This window comes from Pantoea nemavictus (assembly GCF_037479095.1).
Taxonomy (GTDB): Bacteria; Pseudomonadota; Gammaproteobacteria; order Enterobacterales; family Enterobacteriaceae; genus Pantoea; species Pantoea nemavictus.
On the sequence record NZ_JBBGZW010000001.1, the window covers coordinates 3,142,525 to 3,161,155 of the forward strand.

Annotated in this window: 15 protein-coding genes; 10 read left to right on the forward strand and 5 right to left on the reverse strand. The window is 55.1% G+C overall.

What is annotated here, in order from left to right:
• The first annotated feature begins 9 nt into the window (after nucleotides 1–9).
• The 6 genes from phoB (at nucleotide 10) to proY (ending at nucleotide 7,459) form a co-directional block, all read left to right on the forward strand.
• The gene (gene phoB, locus WH298_RS14330; protein ID WP_007887040.1) at nucleotides 10–699 is read left to right on the forward strand and encodes a phosphate response regulator transcription factor PhoB; all 690 of its coding nucleotides are present in this window, start codon (nucleotides 10–12) and stop codon (nucleotides 697–699) included.
• A 20-nt stretch (nucleotides 700–719) separates the two neighbouring features.
• Complete coding sequence (gene phoR / locus WH298_RS14335) at nucleotides 720–2,030, forward strand: phosphate regulon sensor histidine kinase PhoR (RefSeq protein WP_007887039.1); 1,311 nt, start codon at nucleotides 720–722, stop codon at nucleotides 2,028–2,030.
• Nucleotides 2,031–2,116: 86 nt separating this feature from the next.
• The gene (locus tag WH298_RS14340; protein ID WP_180823161.1) at nucleotides 2,117–3,043 is read left to right on the forward strand and encodes a PstS family phosphate ABC transporter substrate-binding protein; all 927 of its coding nucleotides are present in this window, start codon (nucleotides 2,117–2,119) and stop codon (nucleotides 3,041–3,043) included.
• A 167-nt stretch (nucleotides 3,044–3,210) separates the two neighbouring features.
• Nucleotides 3,211–4,314, forward strand: coding sequence for a cobalamin-independent methionine synthase II family protein (locus WH298_RS14345; protein WP_007887036.1), 1,104 nt, complete (start codon nucleotides 3,211–3,213; stop codon nucleotides 4,312–4,314).
• A gap of 402 nt (nucleotides 4,315–4,716) precedes the next feature.
• A complete protein-coding gene (brnQ, locus tag WH298_RS14350) occupies nucleotides 4,717–6,036 on the forward strand; it encodes a branched-chain amino acid transporter carrier protein BrnQ (RefSeq protein WP_007887035.1) in 1,320 nt (439 codons plus the stop codon).
• A 67-nt stretch (nucleotides 6,037–6,103) separates the two neighbouring features.
• Complete coding sequence (gene proY, locus WH298_RS14355) at nucleotides 6,104–7,459, forward strand: proline-specific permease ProY (RefSeq protein ID WP_007887034.1); 1,356 nt, start codon at nucleotides 6,104–6,106, stop codon at nucleotides 7,457–7,459.
• Between the two features lie 74 nt (nucleotides 7,460–7,533).
• Here proY and WH298_RS14360 read toward each other — a convergent pair whose 3' ends face one another.
• From WH298_RS14360 to WH298_RS14380, 5 genes are all read right to left on the reverse strand, one after another.
• Nucleotides 7,534–9,486 carry an acyltransferase family protein gene (locus WH298_RS14360; RefSeq protein ID WP_049850802.1) on the reverse strand — a complete coding sequence of 651 codons (1,953 nt, stop codon included), beginning with the start codon at nucleotides 9,484–9,486 and terminating at the stop codon, nucleotides 7,534–7,536.
• A gap of 292 nt (nucleotides 9,487–9,778) precedes the next feature.
• On the reverse strand, nucleotides 9,779–11,023 hold the full coding sequence (locus WH298_RS14365; RefSeq protein ID WP_180823162.1) for a histidine-type phosphatase: 1,245 nt from the start codon (nucleotides 11,021–11,023) through the stop codon (nucleotides 9,779–9,781).
• Nucleotides 11,020–11,829, reverse strand: a complete 810-nt coding sequence (locus tag WH298_RS14370; protein WP_180823163.1) for an inositol monophosphatase family protein — start codon at nucleotides 11,827–11,829, stop codon at nucleotides 11,020–11,022. Before WH298_RS14370 ends, WH298_RS14365 begins: the two co-directional genes overlap by 4 nt.
• Before the next feature lie 190 nt (nucleotides 11,830–12,019).
• Nucleotides 12,020–13,270: a mechanosensitive ion channel family protein gene (locus tag WH298_RS14375; protein ID WP_180823164.1), complete on the reverse strand. Its 1,251-nt coding sequence runs from the start codon at nucleotides 13,268–13,270 to the stop codon at nucleotides 12,020–12,022.
• Between the two features lie 92 nt (nucleotides 13,271–13,362).
• Nucleotides 13,363–13,944 (reverse strand): ACP phosphodiesterase, encoded by a 582-nt coding sequence (locus WH298_RS14380; RefSeq protein WP_049850804.1) that lies wholly within the window; start codon nucleotides 13,942–13,944, stop codon nucleotides 13,363–13,365.
• 227 nt (nucleotides 13,945–14,171) lie between these two features.
• Here WH298_RS14380 and queA point away from each other — a divergent pair, with 227 nt between their 5' ends.
• From queA to secD, 4 genes are read left to right on the forward strand one after another with little or no spacing between them, the layout of a single operon-like run.
• Entirely contained in the window at nucleotides 14,172–15,242 is a 1,071-nt protein-coding gene (gene queA / locus WH298_RS14385) for a tRNA preQ1(34) S-adenosylmethionine ribosyltransferase-isomerase QueA (protein ID WP_049850805.1), read from the forward strand.
• Between the two features lie 32 nt (nucleotides 15,243–15,274).
• Nucleotides 15,275–16,399, forward strand: a complete 1,125-nt coding sequence (gene tgt / locus WH298_RS14390) for a tRNA guanosine(34) transglycosylase Tgt (RefSeq protein WP_007887022.1) — start codon at nucleotides 15,275–15,277, stop codon at nucleotides 16,397–16,399.
• Nucleotides 16,400–16,423: 24 nt separating this feature from the next.
• A complete protein-coding gene (yajC, locus tag WH298_RS14395) occupies nucleotides 16,424–16,756 on the forward strand; it encodes a preprotein translocase subunit YajC (RefSeq protein ID WP_007887021.1) in 333 nt (110 codons plus the stop codon).
• Nucleotides 16,757–16,781: 25 nt separating this feature from the next.
• Nucleotides 16,782–18,629 (forward strand): protein translocase subunit SecD, encoded by a 1,848-nt coding sequence (gene secD, locus WH298_RS14400; RefSeq protein ID WP_180823165.1) that lies wholly within the window; start codon nucleotides 16,782–16,784, stop codon nucleotides 18,627–18,629.
• Nucleotides 18,630–18,631: the final 2 nt, after the last annotated feature.

Sequence of the window (18,631 nt, forward strand, 5' to 3'; positions counted from 1 at the left end):
GGAGTTATAATGGCTAAGCGCATTTTGGTTGTGGAAGACGAAGCTCCCATCCGTGAAATGTTATGTTTCGTGCTGGAACAGAATGATTACCAGCCTATTGAGGCGGAAGATTATGACAGCGCGATTGGTAAGCTGATCGAACCCTGGCCTGATTTAATTCTGCTGGACTGGATGTTGCCCGGTGGCAGCGGGATTCAGTTTATCAAGCATTTGAAGCGCGAAGCCATGACGCGCGACATCCCGGTGATGATGCTGACCGCGCGCGGTGAAGAAGAGGATCGCGTACGTGGTCTGGAAGTGGGCGCGGATGATTACATTACCAAGCCGTTTTCACCGAAAGAGCTGATGGCACGCATTAAAGCGGTGATGCGCCGTATTTCACCGATGGCGGTGGAAGAGGTGATTGAGATGCAGGGTTTGAGCCTCGATCCTTCGTCGCATCGCGTGATGTCCGAAACCACACCGCTGGAGATGGGGCCGACCGAATATAAATTACTGCACTTCTTTATGACGCATCCGGAACGCGTTTACAGCCGCGAACAGCTGCTGAACCACGTCTGGGGCACCAATGTGTATGTCGAAGATCGCACCGTTGACGTGCATATTCGCCGTTTACGCAAAGCGCTGGAGCTGACCGGCCACGATCGCATGGTTCAAACCGTTCGCGGAACAGGGTATCGTTTCTCTGCCCGCTACTAATCGTAAACGGAGTTTTTACCGTGCTGGAACGACTCTCCTGGAAGAGACTGTTGACCGAGCTGGCGCTGGTCTGTTTACCTGCGCTGGTGCTCGGTCTGTTGTTCGGCTATCTGCCGTGGTTGCTGCTGATTGCGGTGACCGGTGTGATGTTTTGGCACTTCAAAAACCTGATGCGTCTGTCGCACTGGCTGTGGGTCGATCGTTCGATGACGCCGCCAACCGGACGCGGCAGCTGGGAACCGCTGTTTTACGGTTTGTATCAGATGCAGCTGCGCAATCGGCGCCGTCGCCGGGAGCTGGGCAATCTGATCAAACGTTTCCGCAGCGGCGCTGAATCGCTGCCGGATGCGGTGGTGCTGACCACCGAAGAGGGCACCATTTTCTGGTGTAATGGTTTGGCGCAGCAGCATCTCGGCTTGCGCTGGCCGGAGGATAACGGCCAGAACATCCTGAACTTACTGCGTTATCCTGAATTCTCCCGCTATATCCGCCAGCGTAAATTTGATACGCCGCTAACGCAGATCCTCAATAATCAGCATCATATGGAATTCCGCGTCATGCCTTACAGCGAAGGGCAGTGGCTGATGGTGGCGCGTGATGTCACCCAGATGCACCAGCTTGAGGGCGCGCGACGTAATTTCTTCGCCAACGTCAGTCATGAACTGCGCACGCCGCTCACCGTGCTGCAGGGTTATCTGGAAATGATGGATGATTCGGTGATGAACGAGCGCACGCGCAGTAAAGCGTTGCACACCATGCAGGAGCAGACGCGGCGCATGGACAGCCTGGTGAAGCAACTGCTGACTTTGTCGCGTATCGAAGCGGCACCGGCCATCGACCTGAAAGAGACGGTGGATGTACCGGGCATGCTGCTGCTGCTGCAGCGTGAAGCGGAAACCCTGAGCCAGGGACGCCACACCATCCATTTCCATACCGATCCGCATCTCAAAGTGTTCGGCAATGATGAACAGCTGCGCAGCGCCATTTCCAACCTGGTTTACAACGCGGTGAATCACACGCCGGAGGGCACGCGCATCGACATCAGCTGGTTGCGCACCCAACAAGGCGCGCAGTTTAAAGTGTGTGATGACGGACCCGGCATCAGCGAGCAGCACTTGCCGCGCCTGACCGAACGCTTCTATCGGGTAGATAAAGCGCGCTCACGCGCCACTGGCGGCAGCGGATTGGGGCTGGCGATTGTGAAGCATGCGCTTGGCCATCACAACGCGCGATTGGAGATCACCAGCGTGCCGCATCAGGAAACCTGTTTCAGTTTTCTTCTGCCGCCACGGTTGATTGTGGCTAACGTGATTCAAGAGCGAGTTAACTAAGGTTTGCACGACGTAGCGGCGCAATTTATTGCGCGATAAATCGTGCCGCGACAGAATAGACGTCTTAATGAATTGCGGAATCGCTGATGAAATCGCTGTTGCTCTCCTGCTTGCTGCTTTGCGCTGCTTTAGCGCACGGCCAACAAACTATGCTGACCGGCAATTTGAGCAGCGTCGGCTCGGATACGCTGGGTTATTTGATGACCTTGTGGGGCGAGGATTTCAGCCGCCAGTCACCGGGCGTTAATGTTCAGGTACAGGCGGCGGGATCCTCAACCGCACCCACCGCACTGGCGGCCGGGGCCGCGCAACTGGGCGCGATGAGCCGCCCGATGCAGATCGACGAACGTCAACTCTTTATCGCCCGCTACGGCTATCCGCCGCTTGCGGTGCCGGTGGCGATGGATGCGCTGGTGGTGGTGGTCAATCAGGACAATCCGTTGCCGCGCATCGCGCCGCAACAACTCGATGCTCTGTTTTCCATTACCCGGCTGTGTGGCGCACAGCAGGTGCCGCAGCATTGGGGCGATCTTGGCCTGAAGGCTAGCCAGTGGGCGACGCGCAGCATTCAGCGCTATGGCCGCAACTCGGCTTCGGGAACATGGGGCTTCTTTAAGCAGCAGGCGCTGTGTAAAGGCGATTTCCGTGCCGACGTCGCCGAATTCCCGGGTTCTGCTGCGGTGGTACAAGCGGTTGCCGCCACGCCTAACAGCATCGGTTACGCCAGTTTTGGCTTTCATCTCAGCGGGGTGAAGATGCTGCCGGTGGTGACAGCAGACGGCGACAGCGTGATGCCGGATGCCGAATCGATCCGCAGTGGCCGCTATCCCTGGTCGCGTCCGCTCTATATCTACGTCAATAAAGCGCCCGGCAAACCGTTGCCGCCGCTGGTCAGTGCTTTCCTGCATCAGGTGCTGTCGCCTCAGGGACAGCGACGGGTGAGCGAAGCCGGTTATCTTCCGTTATCGGATAACCAGATGGCACAAGCGCGTGCCGCCATTGAGGGAAATTGAAGAACGTGCATCTGATCATGAAATTCCTTCATGTGAGCTGAATTTTCTTCTATTGCCGAAGGGGTAACAGCGTGGCATTCTTCTCGGACATATAGCCATCCAGATGGCTAAAAATAACCAGCCGAAATTATACCCTGACGCAACTATGCGCTCAGCCAGGAGAGAAGATGTCACGTCATTCCCCATTCCGTGCCGATACCGTTGGCAGTTTCCTGCGTCCCGCCGCCATTAAACAGGCGCGCGAGCAGTTCGCGAAAGGCGATATCAATGCTGACCAGCTGCGTCAGGTTGAAGATCGCGAAATCCGTCACGTTGTCGAGCAGCAGCGCGCCAACGGTCTGCAGATCGTTACCGATGGTGAGTTCCGTCGTGCCTGGTGGCACTTCGATTTCTTCGGCGATCTGCATGGCGTAGAGCTGTTCGAAGCCGATCAGGGCATTCAGTTCAACGGCGTACAGACCAAAGCGCACGGCGTGAAAGTCACGGGTAAAGTGGCCTTCAACCCGAATCACCCGATGCTCGATCACTTCCGCTTCCTGCAAAGCATTGCCGGTGATGCGGTGGCGAAGATGACGATTCCAAGCCCAAGCGTGCTGCACTTCCGCGGTGGCCGTAAGGTGATTGATGCGACGGTTTATCCCGATCTGAAAGCGTATTTTGCCGATCTGGCGCAAACCTATAAAGACGCCATTAAGGCGTTTTATGATGCGGGCTGCCGCTATCTGCAACTGGATGACACGGTGTGGGCCTACCTGTGCTCAAGCGATCAGCAGCAGCAGATCCGCGAGCGTGGCGAAGATCCGCAGGAACTGGCGCGCATCTATGCTGAGGTGCTGAATACGGCGCTGGAGGGGAAACCTGCCGATCTGACCGTGGGTCTGCATGTGTGTCGCGGTAACTTCCGTTCTACCTGGATTTCCGAAGGTGGCTATGAGCCGGTTGCGGAAGTGCTGTTTGGCGGCGTGAATATCGACGCCTTCTACCTTGAGTACGACAACGAGCGCTCAGGTGGCTTCGAGCCGCTGCGCTTCCTCAAGCCGGGTCATCAGCAGGTGGTGCTGGGTCTGATCACCACTAAAACCGGTGAGCTGGAAGATGCGGAGCAGGTTAAAGCACGTCTGCAGGAAGCTGCGCAGTACGTGAGTCTCGATCAAATTTGCCTGAGCCCGCAGTGTGGCTTTGCCTCCACCGAAGAGGGCAACAGCCTGAGCGAAGAGCAGCAGTGGCAGAAGATTCGTCTGGTGGTCGAGATAGCAAGAACAGTCTGGTAATGCTGTAAACCTGAACAAACAGGCGCGTAAATCGCGCCTTTTGTGCATCTTCAGGCCAGATCATGCAAAGAGATCTCTCGTGCTGAGGAAACTTTTAGCAAATCATCTGAGGTGTTTGCCCGCTATTCCGCCGTGATTCACTGCTTTATCCCGCTATCCTGTTATATCCTTCTGGTTTTCCGATCCCGTATTGCCTTTCTTCGCTATAAACGTTCTAATTTGCGCCGTTGTCGATTTATCCCTCTGCGAACAGAAGAAAAGTAGTTTAAATCACCTGCGCTTTAGCGATTTGGCCCGCATAACCCGCTGGTCTTGCCTGATAAGCCCTTGTTTTAGCGCATCCAGAGGACAACACGAACCCAACTTCCACCGCAACATCAGCTACAGGCAGTACAGAAGTTTATGACACATCGTTTAACCTCGAAGGATATCCTGGCGCTGGGCTTTATGACGTTTGCCCTGTTCGTTGGCGCAGGAAACATTATCTTCCCACCGATGGTGGGCATTCAGTCTGGCGAACACGTTTGGGTGGCTGCATTCGGCTTCCTGATTACGGCTGTTGGTCTGCCGGTGATCACCGTTATCGCGCTGGCGCGCGTCGGCGGCGGTATTGATGCGTTGAGCTCACCGATTGGCAAAGCCGCCGGTTTGCTGCTGGCAACCGTCTGCTACCTGGCTGTTGGCCCGCTGTTTGCCACGCCGCGTACCGCAACCGTCTCCTTCGCCGTGGGCATTGCCCCGCTGACCGGTGATGGCGCGCTGCCGCTGTTTATCTACAGCCTGATTTACTTCGCGCTGGTGATCGGCATCTCCCTTTATCCGGGCAAACTGCTGGATACCGTAGGCCATTTCCTCGCACCGCTGAAAATTTTTGCGCTGATTGTGCTCGGCGTGGCCGTGCTGATCTGGCCGGCTGGCGGCGTGTCGCCGGCAACCGATGAGTATCAGCGTGCGGCCTTCTCTAGCGGTTTCGTCAATGGTTACTTAACCATGGATACGCTGGGTGCCCTGGTGTTCGGTATCGTCATCGTTAACGCAGCGCGTTCACGCGGTGTGGAAGATGCGAAATTGCTGACGCGCTACACCATGCTGGCCGGTATCATCGCCGGGGTGGGCTTGACGCTGATCTACCTGACGTTGTTCAAACTGGGCAATGACAGCGGTGCATTGGTGGCACAGAGCGCCAACGGTGCCGAGATTCTGCATGCTTATGTGCAGCAGACCTTCGGCGGCATGGGCAGCTTCTTCCTTGCGGCGCTGATTTTTGTGGCCTGCATGGTGACAGCGGTTGGCCTGACCTGCGCCTGTGCGGAATTCTTTGCGCAATACCTGCCGCTGTCGTATAAAGCGCTGGTGTTTATTCTGGGTCTGTTCTCAATGGTGGTGTCGAATCTCGGCCTGAGCCATCTGATTCAGATCTCGATTCCGGTGCTGACGGCGATTTATCCGCCGTGCATCGTGCTGGTGGTGCTGAGCTTTACCCTGAAGTTCTGGAACAAAAGCTCGCGTATCATCGCGCCAACCATGCTGGTTAGCCTGCTGTTTGGTATCGTAGACGCCATCAAAACCACCAGCTTTAAAGATGTGCTGCCGCTGTTCAGTCAGCATCTGCCGCTGGCCGATCAGGGACTCTCCTGGTTGCCGCCATCGCTGGCGATGCTGGTGATTGCCGCGGTGGTGGATCGGGCAAAAGGACGTGAACAGGTTGCTGTGCATCAGTAAGCGATACTGCTGTTAATTCCGACCACGGGCTTGCCCGTGGTTTTTCATTTTCAAGGTACTGAGTGTTATGCAAGAAACCAATAAGCTCAAACGCGGACTGAGCACGCGCCACATCCGTTTTATGGCGCTGGGATCGGCGATTGGAACCGGGCTGTTTTATGGCTCAGCCGATGCCATTAGAATGGCAGGCCCCAGCGTGCTGCTGGCGTACATCATCGGCGGTGCGGTGGCATACATCATCATGCGTGCGCTGGGTGAGATGTCGGTTAACAATCCACAGGCCAGCTCATTCTCGCGCTATGCGCAGGATTATCTCGGCCCGCTGGCAGGTTACATCACCGGCTGGACCTACTGTTTCGAAATCCTGATTGTGGCCATTGCCGACGTGACGGCGTTTGGTATCTATATGGGCGTGTGGTTCCCTGAGGTGCCGCACTGGATTTGGGTGCTGAGCGTGGTGCTGATAATCGGTGCCATCAACCTGATGAGCGTGAAGGTGTTTGGCGAAGTGGAGTTTTGGTTCTCCTTCTTTAAAGTCGCCACCATCATCATCATGATCATCGCCGGCTTCGGCATGATTTTCTGGGGCATCGGCAACGGTGGACAACCGACGGGCATTCACAATCTGTGGACCAACGGTGGCTTCTTCGCGCACGGCATTGTCGGCATGCTGCTTTCGCTGCAGATGGTGATGTTTGCCTACGGCGGCATTGAGATTATCGGTATTACTGCCGGTGAAGCCGAAGATCCGAAGACCTCCATTCCGCGTGCTATCAACTCAGTGCCGATGCGTATTCTGGTGTTCTACGTCGGTACGCTGTTCGTGATTATGTCGATCTATCCGTGGAACCAGGTGGGGACGTCCGGCAGCCCGTTCGTACTCACTTTCCAGCATTTAGGCATTGCTGCGGCGGCATCGATCCTTAACTTCGTGGTGCTGACGGCTTCGTTGTCAGCGATTAACAGCGATGTGTTTGGTGTGGGCCGTATGTTGCACGGTATGGCGCAGCAGGGCCATGCGCCGAAAGTGTTCCAGAAGGTATCCAATCGCGGCATTCCGTGGGTGACGGTTTTAGTGATGATGCTGGCGATGCTGATCGCGGTATATCTCAACTACCTGATGCCGGAAAAAGTGTTCCTGGTCATCGCCTCATTGGCCACCTTTGCCACCGTTTGGGTGTGGATCATGATTCTGCTGTCGCAGATTGCGTTCCGCCGCAAGATTGGCAAACAGGAAGCCGGTAAGTTGCAGTTTGCTATGCCGGGCGGCAGCGCGACCGCGTGGTTCGGCGTGCTGTTCCTGGCGTTTATCATCGGATTGATTGGTTACTTCCCGGATACCCGCGTGTCGCTGTACGTGGGCTTTGCGTGGATTGCGCTGCTGTTGCTGGCGTGGCCGCTGGTGAAAAAGCGTAACAGCTGATGCAGCTAATGCAGGTGCGCGCTTATGCGCACCTGCAACCCGGCGAAGCTGGCTGGCATCACGTCATGCATGTGTTACCAACTCTTCCCTAACGCAATCTCGCCACCAAATGGGCTTAGATGATTATTGTCGTAATAGAGCGGCAGGCCTTCGCTGGTGATCATACAACCTTGTTGATTGCACAGATTGTCGCGTAGCGACAGTACGCGCACACCTTGCTGCTGATAGCTTTTCAATAACGTCTCAACCGCTTCTTCCGGGAACTGGAACAGTTTGGTCCGTTCGCTCAATAGCGGCGGCGCCTCCCATTTCCCGAGCCAGGCACTCAGCTCACGACGAATCGGCATATTACGGTTATTGCTGAAGCGTAACGGATCGACATCTACCGATGGCGCATCTTCAATCACCGTAACCTTTTTCCCTGCCTGACGCAGCTGTGCCAGCACCTGATCCATACCAAATTTGAGCGCTTCCAGATTGCTTTTCTCTGGATGATCGAGCGCGGTAAAGCCGGCGCCGGGTAACAGACTCATGCCAGAAGCCCAATAGGCGCTGATCACCACCTCATCAATCTTGTCGCTCAGCACCATCTTCAGCACCTGCTGATTAAAGTTGATGCACTGCTGCGTATGTTTGGGCATTTGGCTCACCACGCGCGTGGCGCCAATCAGGAATGGGCATGAGGCTTTGGTAAGTTGAAACAGCGGCTTGTGTTGTCGCAGCGCGTATCCTGCCACTGAGGTACGTAACGCGGCGGCGTGGCTATCGCCAATCAACGCGATACCGGGACGATCGGTTACGGGATGGCACTCTGCATTCAGCGACGGGAAATTGGCACCGTAATCCAGCAGACACGGATTGCGTTGTGCCGAAATCTTCCATGATTCGCCATTCACAACCATCTCACTCACTCGCGATTTCATACCGCCGGTTTGCCATAGCAGCACCATCGCGCCGGCAGCAACGATTGAGGAGGCGCAATAACCCGGAATCACCCAGCGCGTGCGGTTGCCAGCCTGACGGAATGGCTGCTCGACGAACCGCCATGACAGCCAGGCAATCGCCAATGCCACGCCGCTGATGGTCAATCCCTGCCACGCGGTGAGCGGGTGATCGCTACAGATGCGTGCCAGGCTGAGCAGTGGCCAATGCCACAGATACCATGAGTAGGAGATCTTGCCGATAAAGCGCATCGGCGCGTTTTCCAGCAGCCGCTGGTTCAGTTCACCGCGTGCGCCAATCATTAAACACGCTGCGATGACTGGAATAAGCGCCAGCCAGCCGGGAAAGCTATCTTCTTTGCTCAGCAGTAGGCTGGCGGCAACGATCAGCAGCCAGCCGATCACATTGAGCCAATTGGCGCAGCGTCCTTCGAGGGGCTGCGGTTTCCATAACGCCAGCAGCACGCCAGCCCCTAATTCCCAGGCACGTGTCGGCAGCAGATAGAAGGCATGCGTGCTGGCAAAAGGCGTCAGCCAGATGCAGGCCGCCAGCGAAATAAGGCTCAGTACCAGCACCACACCCGCCATGGAGCGTTTCAGGCGAGCTGCCAGCAGCAGAATAAACGGCAGCACGATATAGAATTGTTCTTCGATGCCGAGCGACCAGGTCATCAACAGCGGGTTGAGATCGGCATCACTGCTAAAATAGTCACCGCTTTTCAGCAATAACATATTCGGAACCGAGATAAATACCGCCACGCTGTATTTCGCCAGCTGGCTGAACTCCAGCGGTGAAAGCAGAATAAAGCCAAGCAGCAGTAATATCGCCATCATAAAAAACAGCGCTGGTGCAATGCGGCGAATACGGCGTAAATAGAATTGATAAAACGAGAAGCGTCCTTCAGATATTTCCTTGCTAATGATACCGCCAATTAAAAAACCAGAAATAACAAAAAACAGATCGACGCCAATAAAGCCGCCATGCAGCGTAGTGATGCCAGAGTGGAACAGAACAACCAATATAATAGCGACGGCGCGCAGGCCGTCAATATCCGCACGATAGCGGTGAGAGGTAGTCGCAGTCATAATACGAATCCACGTTAGTATTAATATTTAGGTTTAGAAGAATGAAGTTCGTTTAAAAATAAATCGGCGCGTCCTGTCGCCGAAAAAAACTGCAAAAAGGAGAAAATGAGTATTACTAAGGGATGTTTGACGGATGCAGCATATCCCATTTCTAACTGATTCGGGATGTTGATTGAAAAAAGGAGACAAGTCTCAGCTTGCAATAGGTTATTACTCAAGAACGACGTAAGTAATTTTGCCTGAAAGTTAAGCCCGCATTACTTATCGAGCTTAACCTCAGGTGCAACAATTCTTAGAGTTGGGGATACGTTATTGAGGTTAACGCGTGATGATCGATAGCCTGATTAAACTGCTGTAGCGTCGATTGATAAGGACACAGCGTGCCAACATCGGTTACGCGACAATTTTGCTGATGCCACTCTTCACGCAATAGCGCATGGGTTTGATCGATCGGCGTGAGATGGCGCAGATCATCCAGGCTTTGTGCCTGGAAATAGACGCGCAGGAAGCGCGCGTTGCTGGTGGTATCGCGCCAGCGTTCAAACACCAGACTGCTGCCGGGTGGAATATTGCCGCGGGCATAGCCCGGCAACTGCCAGCTAAAATTGATCAGCGTGCGTAGCATGGCGATATTGGTGTCGTGTGCTACTAGCAGTAGCCAGTGCGCGTCGGGTGAGTCAGCGCTGTTGTCTAAACCTTTAACTACCGCATCCAGCAGTATTGAACCGCGTCTTTGCGCAATATAAGCAACATCATTACTGAGATCGTAGTTGGCGGTGAGCAGCGGCAGCAGGGCGCTAATCTGCTGTGCGGAGGTAATATTCCCCCATGCCAGCTGGCTAAGCGGCAGGTTTTCGCTCCAGCCGAGCCGCAGCGTTTCTACCATGCTGGCCAGCACGCTCAGGCCCTGCACATAGGTATGGCCGCTTTTAGTCTGCTTGAGCTGCCACGGACGATCGAAAAAGGCGCAGTCGGCAGTGCACACCGCTTGCTTCAACTGCTGAATTTCCGGCTGTAAATCATGTTGTAGCTCAGCCAGATTGCCCGCTTTGGCAGAAATGGCCGCGTTTTCCTGCGCCGGATCGAGCTGCGCAAACGGCAGTTTGTCACTCTGGAACAACGGATCGACATCGCCCTCAACCGAGTGGACCTGCACACCGCAGCCGGGGAAGGCGCCATCCACCAGCGCTGCGGCGGTGGCACGCGTGCGCTGTAGCGGGCTGGCGCGCACGTAAATCTCTCCGGCAGTGGGGCAACCGGCGCGTAACAGACCGAGCTGGCGATAATGTTCGCCTTGCCAGCGGCCTTTATTGACCACCGCCGCATAACCGTGGCCGGTCAACTCACCATCGGCGGTATTCCAGCGCGGCCAGGCGCGTTCCGTCGCCGCTTCGATCTCTTTACGATTACCCGGCGTTGGCGGACGCACGCCGTGGCGGCTAATCTCCACCACTTTTTCCAGCTGATAGCGATCTTCGGCGTGAACCGGTGCGTTTAGCAGCCACAGCAGGCTAGCGATAAACAGGCGAGCAATCATAACGGCAGATGCGCGGGCAGCAGCGCTTTCAATTGTGGATAAATCGCGGCATTCGCCAGCAGCACTGGATTACCGTTCTGCAGGCCGTGATGGGTGAGATAATCGTTAGTGATGCCGCCTGCTTCGCGCATCAGTACAATGCCCGGCAAGCCATCCCACGGATTCATATGCGCTTCGTAATAACCGATCAGTCGACCGGCGGCCGCCCAGGCGCTCATTAAGGCACCCGAACCATTGCGAATAAACATACCGCCCTGCGCCAGTAACGCGCCAATAAAGGCGGTAAGTGGCTCAATCGGTTGGCTATTGGAACTGCTGAGGCCGAGCACGCCTTGATCGAGCTGCTGTGCGCTATGCGCCTGGATGCGTTTGTCATTGACCCACGCACCTTTGCCGCGGCAAGCGTGGAAGGTTTCATGGTGGTTGGGATCGCATACCACACCAATCACCGCTTCGTTTTCACAGACAATTGCCAGCGAAACGCACCAGGTGTGCAGGCCGTTAATAAAGCTGCTGGTGCCATCGATCGGATCGATCACCCAGATAAAACGCGCGCCGCTGGTCGCGCCGCCGCTCTCTTCGCCCAGCACCGCATCATCTGGAAAGCGCTCATGGATCAGATGTTTGACTAACTGCTCAACGTTGCGATCCGCCTCGCTAACCACATCCTGCAGATCCTTTTTATGCTCAATGACTAACTGATGGCGTTGCTGGTACCAGGATAGCGCGCGGCTGGCGGCGGTTTTCGCGACATCGCAGGCGAAGTGATAGCGTGCGTCGAGTTCGGTTAGCGTGGCTGATGACATCTTTCCCTCTTATGATTTTCCGACCGTAGAAGCAACAACAGACGCCCAAAATGGCGCATTGGCTGTGTGACAGACTTAACAAAAGTTAAGAAAGGCTTCATTAAGCCGCAGATGACTGCGGCTGACAAGAGGAGGAGAAGGCCAGCCAGCGAATTTTTATGTTCACTGGCGGCTAAAGCGGCAAGGAGGATTAGCGGCGGGTTCTCACGCCGATTTGGCGCATATCATTGCCGGTTGGCGATTGATGGACGCGCAGACCAAAGGTTGGCAGTACGGCGTAAATATGGTCGAAGATATCTGACTGAATATTTTCATACTCTTTCCACACCGTGGTGCTGGTGAAAACATACACTTCCAGCGGCAGGCCGTTTTCACCCGGCGCTAATTGACGCACCATCAACGTCATCTCCTTATGAATGCGCGGATGTTGCTCCAGCCAGCTTTGTAACCAGACGCGGAAGGTGCCGACGTTGGTTAAGCGGCGGCCATTGAGTGGTGAATCCAAATCACAGCCCAGCTGTGCATTCCATGCGGCAACTTCCTCGCTTTTGCTGTTCAGATACGGCGTCAGTAAATGGGCACTTTTCAACTGCTGCATCATGGCATCGTCGAGGAAGGTGATGCTGGTGGTATCGATATGAATGCTGCGTTTGATGCGGCGTCCGCCGGATTCTGACATCCCACGCCAGTTTTTAAACGAGTCTGAAATCAGCGCGTAAGCGGGAATGGTGACGATAGTGTTATCCCAGTTGCGTACTTTTACCGTAGTCAGCGAAATGTCGATCACCGCACCGTCAGCGCCATATTTCGGCATCTCCAGCCAGTCATTCATCTTCAGCATATTATTGGCAGCCAGCTGGATGCCGGCCACCAGACCGAGAATCGGATCTTTGAATACCAGCATCAGCACCGCAGTCATCGCGCCGAGTCCGGTTATCAGGACGCCAGGCGATTTGCCTAATAGCAGCGAGATAATCATGATCACCATTAAAATGGCGGCGATCAATTTCACGCTTTGAATGATACCGCGCAACGGCAATTGCTGTGCCAGCACGCTGTTAACACTGAGCTGCTGTAACAAATCCAGCAGAGAAAACAGCATCAGCAGGGTAAACACCATCATCCACAGCTGCGCGAAAATCAGCAGTGCGCTGTAGAGCTGGCTGCTGTCATGCAGGAATAATTCGGTTTGTAATTTAAATAACACGCCCTGCATTAACCACACGATACGGCTAAACAGGCGGCTATTAATCAGCGCCTTTGGCCACTGGCGACTGCCGTTTGCGCTGTAACGACGCAATAGCGGCAAAATGGCGCGATGCAGAATTGCATGGGTGAGAAGCGAGATGGCAAAGATGATCGCAATCACGATGCCCAAAGCCATGATGTGCGTGTAATTAAGACCGGCTTCTGCGAGCCAGTTGGCAATAAAATGCTGCATGAGATTTCCCTGGTGTGAACGAAGTGTAAGGTCACGCAGGGTAGGGGATGGGAAATTTCCCGTCCAACAGACGGGTCTTGAAATCTCTGAGACTAAAGTTGTTGCGCGCGCGCGTCGGCCATCAGACGTGGATAGAACTGGAAGAACAGCGGTTCCAGCCGATCATAGTGATCAACAAAATCCTGATAGGAATCGCGTAGCGCGACCAGACGTGGACGGCGATGCGCCATGCCGCTTAGCACGCGCGCCAGCCGGGTGGGTTCGGCGTAATGCTCAAACCAGCGCTCGCGCCACATCACCGCATTCAGCTCAATAAAGCCTTCCGGCGTGCCCGCCAGCTGCGGCACGATGTCGCGTTCGGCTGCGGCAGTGAACGCCACCAGCGATTGCGTCGGGTGGAATTTTTCCCAGTGCAGCGCGAGGAAGTGATCCCAAATCACATCAAGCGTGATGGGCGCCACGCGGCGCGTTTCGGGGCGAAACAGTTCACGTGCAATACGCACTTCGGGCAGATTATCGGTCAGGACGTCGATGCGGCGATGCATCGCAATGCCCTCCACCACCGGCGCGGGCCATCGCGACTGCACGTTGCCGCGCACGAAGTCGGCCATAAGATTGCCCAGCAGAGAGCTGTTAGCCAGCTGCGCGAGGTGAAGATGAGCGAGAAAGTTCATGGCGCATTATATACACGTCAACCTTCAAGTTACAGGTGCGTTGGCTGCTTTCGCTCACCCGTATCACTGAGTAAAGCAAGCTCATCGGGCTTCTCTCGTGTGCCGCCTGGCATAGCTCGAATTATTTTGTGTATAAGCAGCATCACAGAAGCGCAGCCAGTTGTTCAGAATTTGCCGCTTTTCCGCTAGACTATGCCGCCTGATTTTAAGTCCTGAAGAAGTGAAGCATGCGCGTAGCCGATTTTACCTTTGAGTTGCCAGAATCCTTAATCGCCCACTATCCGCAGGCGCAGCGAAGCGGTTGTCGCTTGCTGTCGCTGGATGGTCCAAGCGGCGCATTAAGCCACGGCGTATTTACTGACGTGATGGATAAGCTCAATCCGGGCGATTTGCTGGTGTTCAACAACACCCGCGTCATTCCTGCGCGCGTTTTTGGCCGTAAAGCCAGCGGCGGGAAAATTGAGATGCTGGTTGAGCGCATGCTGGACGATAAACGCGTGCTGGCGCACGTGCGCGCCTCTAAAGCGCCAAAGCCGGGCGCAGAGCTGCTGCTGGGCGATGACGAAAGCGTTAAAGCCACCATGGTGGCGCGTCATGACACGCTGTTTGAAATTGCCTTCGCAGACGATCGCGCGGTGCTGGATATCCTTAACAGCGTCGGCCACATGCCGCTGCCGCCGTATATCGATCGTCCGGATGAAGATGCCGATCGTGAGCTGTACCAAACCGTGTATGGCGTGCGTCCTGGCGCGGTGGCTGCGCCAACCGCCGGTCTGCACTTTGACGAACCGCTGCTGGAGGCGCTAAAAGCCAAAGGCGTTGAGATGGCTTTTGTCACGCTGCACGTCGGTGCTGGCACCTTCCAGCCGGTGCGCGTGGAAACCATCGAAGATCACATCATGCATGCTGAATACGCCGAAGTGCCGCAGGATGTGGTGGATGCCGTGCTGGCGTGTAAAGCGCGCGGCAACAAAGTGGTCGCCGTCGGCACCACTTCAGTGCGTTCGCTGGAGAGCGCCGCAAAGGCCAGCCAGGACGCACTGATTGCGCCATTCTTCGATGACACACAGATTTTCATCTATCCCGGCTATCACTATCAGGTGATCGATGCGCTGATCACCAATTTCCACCTGCCGGAATCGACCCTGATTATGCTGGTCTCGGCTTTTGCCGGTTATCAGCACACCATGGCGGCTTATCGCAGCGCGGTGGCAGAGCAGTACCGTTTCTTTAGCTACGGGGATGCGATGTACATCACCCGTAATCCACAAGCACCTGACGAAAGCGTCGGTGCATAAAAAAGTCAGACTGTCTTTCTGATGAGGTTAATGTGAAATTTGAATTAGATACTACCGACGGGCGCGCGCGCCGTGGCCGTCTGGTCTTTGATCGTGGCGTAGTGGAAACCCCGGCGTTTATGCCGGTAGGCACCTACGGCACCGTTAAAGGCATGACGCCGGAAGAAGTGAAAGAGACCGGTGCGCAGATCCTGCTCGGCAACACCTTCCACCTGTGGCTGCGCCCGGGGCAAGAGATCATGAAGCTGCACGGCGATCTGCATGATTTCATGAACTGGCAGGGGCCGATCCTCACCGACTCCGGCGGCTTCCAGGTGTTCAGCCTTGGCGACATCCGCAAGATCACCGAAGCGGGCGTGCATTTCCGTAACCCAATCAACGGCGATCCGATCTTCCTCGATCCGGAAAAATCGATGGAGATTCAGTTCGATCTCGGCTCTGACGTGGTGATGATTTTCGACGAATGTACGCCCTATCCCGCCGATTGGGATTACGCCAAGCGTTCAATGGAGATGTCTCTGCGCTGGGCAAAACGCAGCCGCGATCGTTTTGATGAGCTGGGTAATAAAAATGCGCTGTTCGGTATTATTCAGGGCGGTGTTTACGAAGATTTACGAGATGTCTCCGTTAAAGGTCTGGTAGAGATTGGCTTTGATGGGTACGCTGTGGGCGGCCTGGCGGTGGGTGAACCTAAAGAGGACATGCACCGAATCCTGGAGCACGTCTGTCCGCAAATTCCGCAAGACAAACCGCGTTATTTGATGGGCGTCGGCAAGCCAGAAGATCTGGTGGAAGGCGTTCGCCGCGGTATCGATATGTTTGACTGCGTTATGCCTACGCGCAATGCGCGTAACGGTCATCTGTTTGTTACCGATGGCGTGGTGAAAATCCGTAATGCCCGGTATAAAGATGACACCGCAACGCTGGATGCTGAGTGTGATTGTTACACCTGTCGCAATTATAGCCGCGCCTACTTGCATCATCTTGATCGCTGTAACGAAATACTGGGCGCACGCCTGAATACAATTCACAATCTGCGCTATTACCAGCGTTTGATGGCAGGTTTACGCAATGCCATCGAAGAGGGTAAATTAGAGCACTTTGTTAGCGAGTTCTACCAACGGACGGGGAAGGCGGTTCCTCCGCTGAACGTCTGATAATTCATCAATGAGGGAAATTTAATGAGCTTTTTCATTTCTGACGCCGTAGCCGCAGCAGGCGCACCGTCTCAGGGAAGTCCGTATTCTCTGGTGATCATGCTGGTGGTATTTGGTCTGATCTTCTACTTCATGATTCTGCGTCCGCAGCAGAAGCGTACCAAAGATCACAAGAAGCTGATGGATTCCATCTCTAAAGGTGATGAAGTGCTGACCAGCGGTGGCTTAGTTGGACGTGTGACCAAAGTGTCAGAAACTGGCTATGTTTCTATTGCCCTGAACGACACCACTGAAGTAGTTGTTAAACGTGATTTCGTGGCCGCCGTTCTGCCGAAAGGTACTTTGAAGGCGCTGTAATTTTTTCTTCCCGAAGGGAACTGCCGTGTTAAACCGTTATCCTTTGTGGAAGTACATCATGCTGGTCGTCGTGATTCTCGTCGGCCTGCTCTATGCGCTTCCTAACCTTTATGGTGAGGATCCGGCCGTTCAGATCACTGGTGCGCGCGGTGGCGCCGCCAGTGAGCAAACGTTGGATCAGATCCAGACCGTATTAAAACAAGACAATATCGAGAGCAAATCCCTCGCTCTGGAAAATGGTGCCATCCTGGCCCGCTTTGCGACGCAGGATGTGCAGCTGCGCGCCCGTGATGCCATCACGACGGCACTGGGCGAAGATTACGTTGTGGCACTTAACCTTGCGCCGGCAACGCCACGCTGGTTGAGCATGCTGGCCGCGGAACCGATGAAACTCGGTCTTGATCTGCGCGGCGGCGTTCACTTCCTGATGGAAGTCGACATGGATACCGCGCTGGGCAAACTGCAAGAGCAGAATGCCGACAGCCTGCGCAGCGACCTGCGCGACAAAAGCATTCCGTATACCACCGTTAATAAAATCGCGAACTATGGCGTAGAAGTGCGTTTCCGTGACGGCGCCAGCCGTGACGCGGCAATTAGCTACTTGTCTACTCGCCATCGCGATCTGGTGATCTCAAGCCAGGGCAGCGATGCGCTGCGTGCGGTCATGAGCGATGCACGCCTGAGCGAAGCGCGTGAATATGCGGTGCAGCAAAACATCACCATTCTGCGTAACCGTGTGAACCAGCTTGGCGTGGCCGAACCGTTGGTGCAGCGTCAGGGTTCTGACCGCATCGTGGTAGAGCTGCCGGGTATTCAGGACACCGCGCGCGCCAAAGAGATTTTGGGCGCAACCGCAACGCTGGAGTTCCGTCTGGTTAACACCAGCGTGGATCCAACCGCTGCGGCCAGCGGCCGTGTTCCGGGCGATTCAGAAGTGAAGAAAACGCGCGAAGGGCAGCCCGTGGTGCTGTACAAGCGTGTGATTCTGACCGGTGACCACATCACCGATTCCACCTCCAGCATGGATGAGTACAACCAGCCGCAGGTGAACATTTCACTGGATGGCGCCGGTGGCAACATGATGTCGAACTTCACCAAGGACAACATCGGTAAGCCGATGGCGACGCTGTTTGTGGAGTACAAAGACAGCGGTAAGAAAGATGCCAACGGCCGTTCGATTCTGGTGAAACAGGAAGAAGTGATTAACGTGGCGAACATTCAGTCGCGCCTCGGTAACAGCTTCCGTATCACCGGCATCAACAATCCAAACGAAGCACGTCAGCTGTCGCTGCTGCTGCGCGCGGGTGCGTTGATTGCGCCAATCCAGATTGTTGAAGAGCGCACCATCGGCCCAACCATGGGTCAGCAGAACATCACACAAGGCCTCGAAGCCTGCCTGTGGGGTTTGATTGCGTCGATCATCTTTATGGTGGTGTTCTACAAGAAGTTTGGTCTTATCGCTACCAGCGCACTGCTGTGTAACCTGGTGCTGATTGTCGGCATCATGTCACTGCTGCCAGGCGCGACGCTCACCATGCCGGGTATTGCCGGTATTGTGTTGACGCTGGCGGTTGCGGTCGATGCTAACGTTTTGATTAACGAACGTATTAAAGAAGAGTTGCGTAACGGACGCTCGGTACAGCAGGCGATTCATGAAGGCTATAAAGGCGCCTTCTCCAGTATCGTCGACGCCAACGTCACCACGCTGATTAAAGTCATCATTCTTTATGCGGTCGGTACCGGTTCAATCAAAGGCTTTGCGATTACCACGGCTATCGGTATCGCAACCTCAATGTTTACCGCTATCGTCGGCACCCGTGCCATCGTTAACCTGGTGTACGGCGGCAAACGCATCAACAAGCTGTCTATCTGAGG

Bases quoted from the DNA above. Each gene is read 5' to 3' on its own strand.
- WH298_RS14345 (WP_007887036.1), top strand. From the start codon at position 3,211: ATGTCACGTCATTCCCCATTCCGTGCCGATACCGTTGGCAGTTTCCTG.
- brnQ (WP_007887035.1), top strand. From the start codon at position 4,717: ATGACACATCGTTTAACCTCGAAGGATATCCTGGCGCTGGGCTTTATG.
- WH298_RS14360 (WP_049850802.1), bottom strand. From the start codon at position 9,486: ATGACTGCGACTACCTCTCACCGCTATCGTGCGGATATTGACGGCCTG.
- proY (WP_007887034.1), top strand. From the start codon at position 6,104: ATGCAAGAAACCAATAAGCTCAAACGCGGACTGAGCACGCGCCACATC.
- phoB (WP_007887040.1), top strand. From the start codon at position 10: ATGGCTAAGCGCATTTTGGTTGTGGAAGACGAAGCTCCCATCCGTGAA.
- yajC (WP_007887021.1), top strand. From the start codon at position 16,424: ATGAGCTTTTTCATTTCTGACGCCGTAGCCGCAGCAGGCGCACCGTCT.
- WH298_RS14365 (WP_180823162.1), bottom strand. From the start codon at position 11,023: ATGATTGCTCGCCTGTTTATCGCTAGCCTGCTGTGGCTGCTAAACGCA.
- WH298_RS14340 (WP_180823161.1), top strand. From the start codon at position 2,117: ATGAAATCGCTGTTGCTCTCCTGCTTGCTGCTTTGCGCTGCTTTAGCG.
- WH298_RS14380 (WP_049850804.1), bottom strand. From the start codon at position 13,944: ATGAACTTTCTCGCTCATCTTCACCTCGCGCAGCTGGCTAACAGCTCT.
- WH298_RS14370 (WP_180823163.1), bottom strand. From the start codon at position 11,829: ATGTCATCAGCCACGCTAACCGAACTCGACGCACGCTATCACTTCGCC.
- WH298_RS14375 (WP_180823164.1), bottom strand. From the start codon at position 13,270: ATGCAGCATTTTATTGCCAACTGGCTCGCAGAAGCCGGTCTTAATTAC.
- queA (WP_049850805.1), top strand. From the start codon at position 14,172: ATGCGCGTAGCCGATTTTACCTTTGAGTTGCCAGAATCCTTAATCGCC.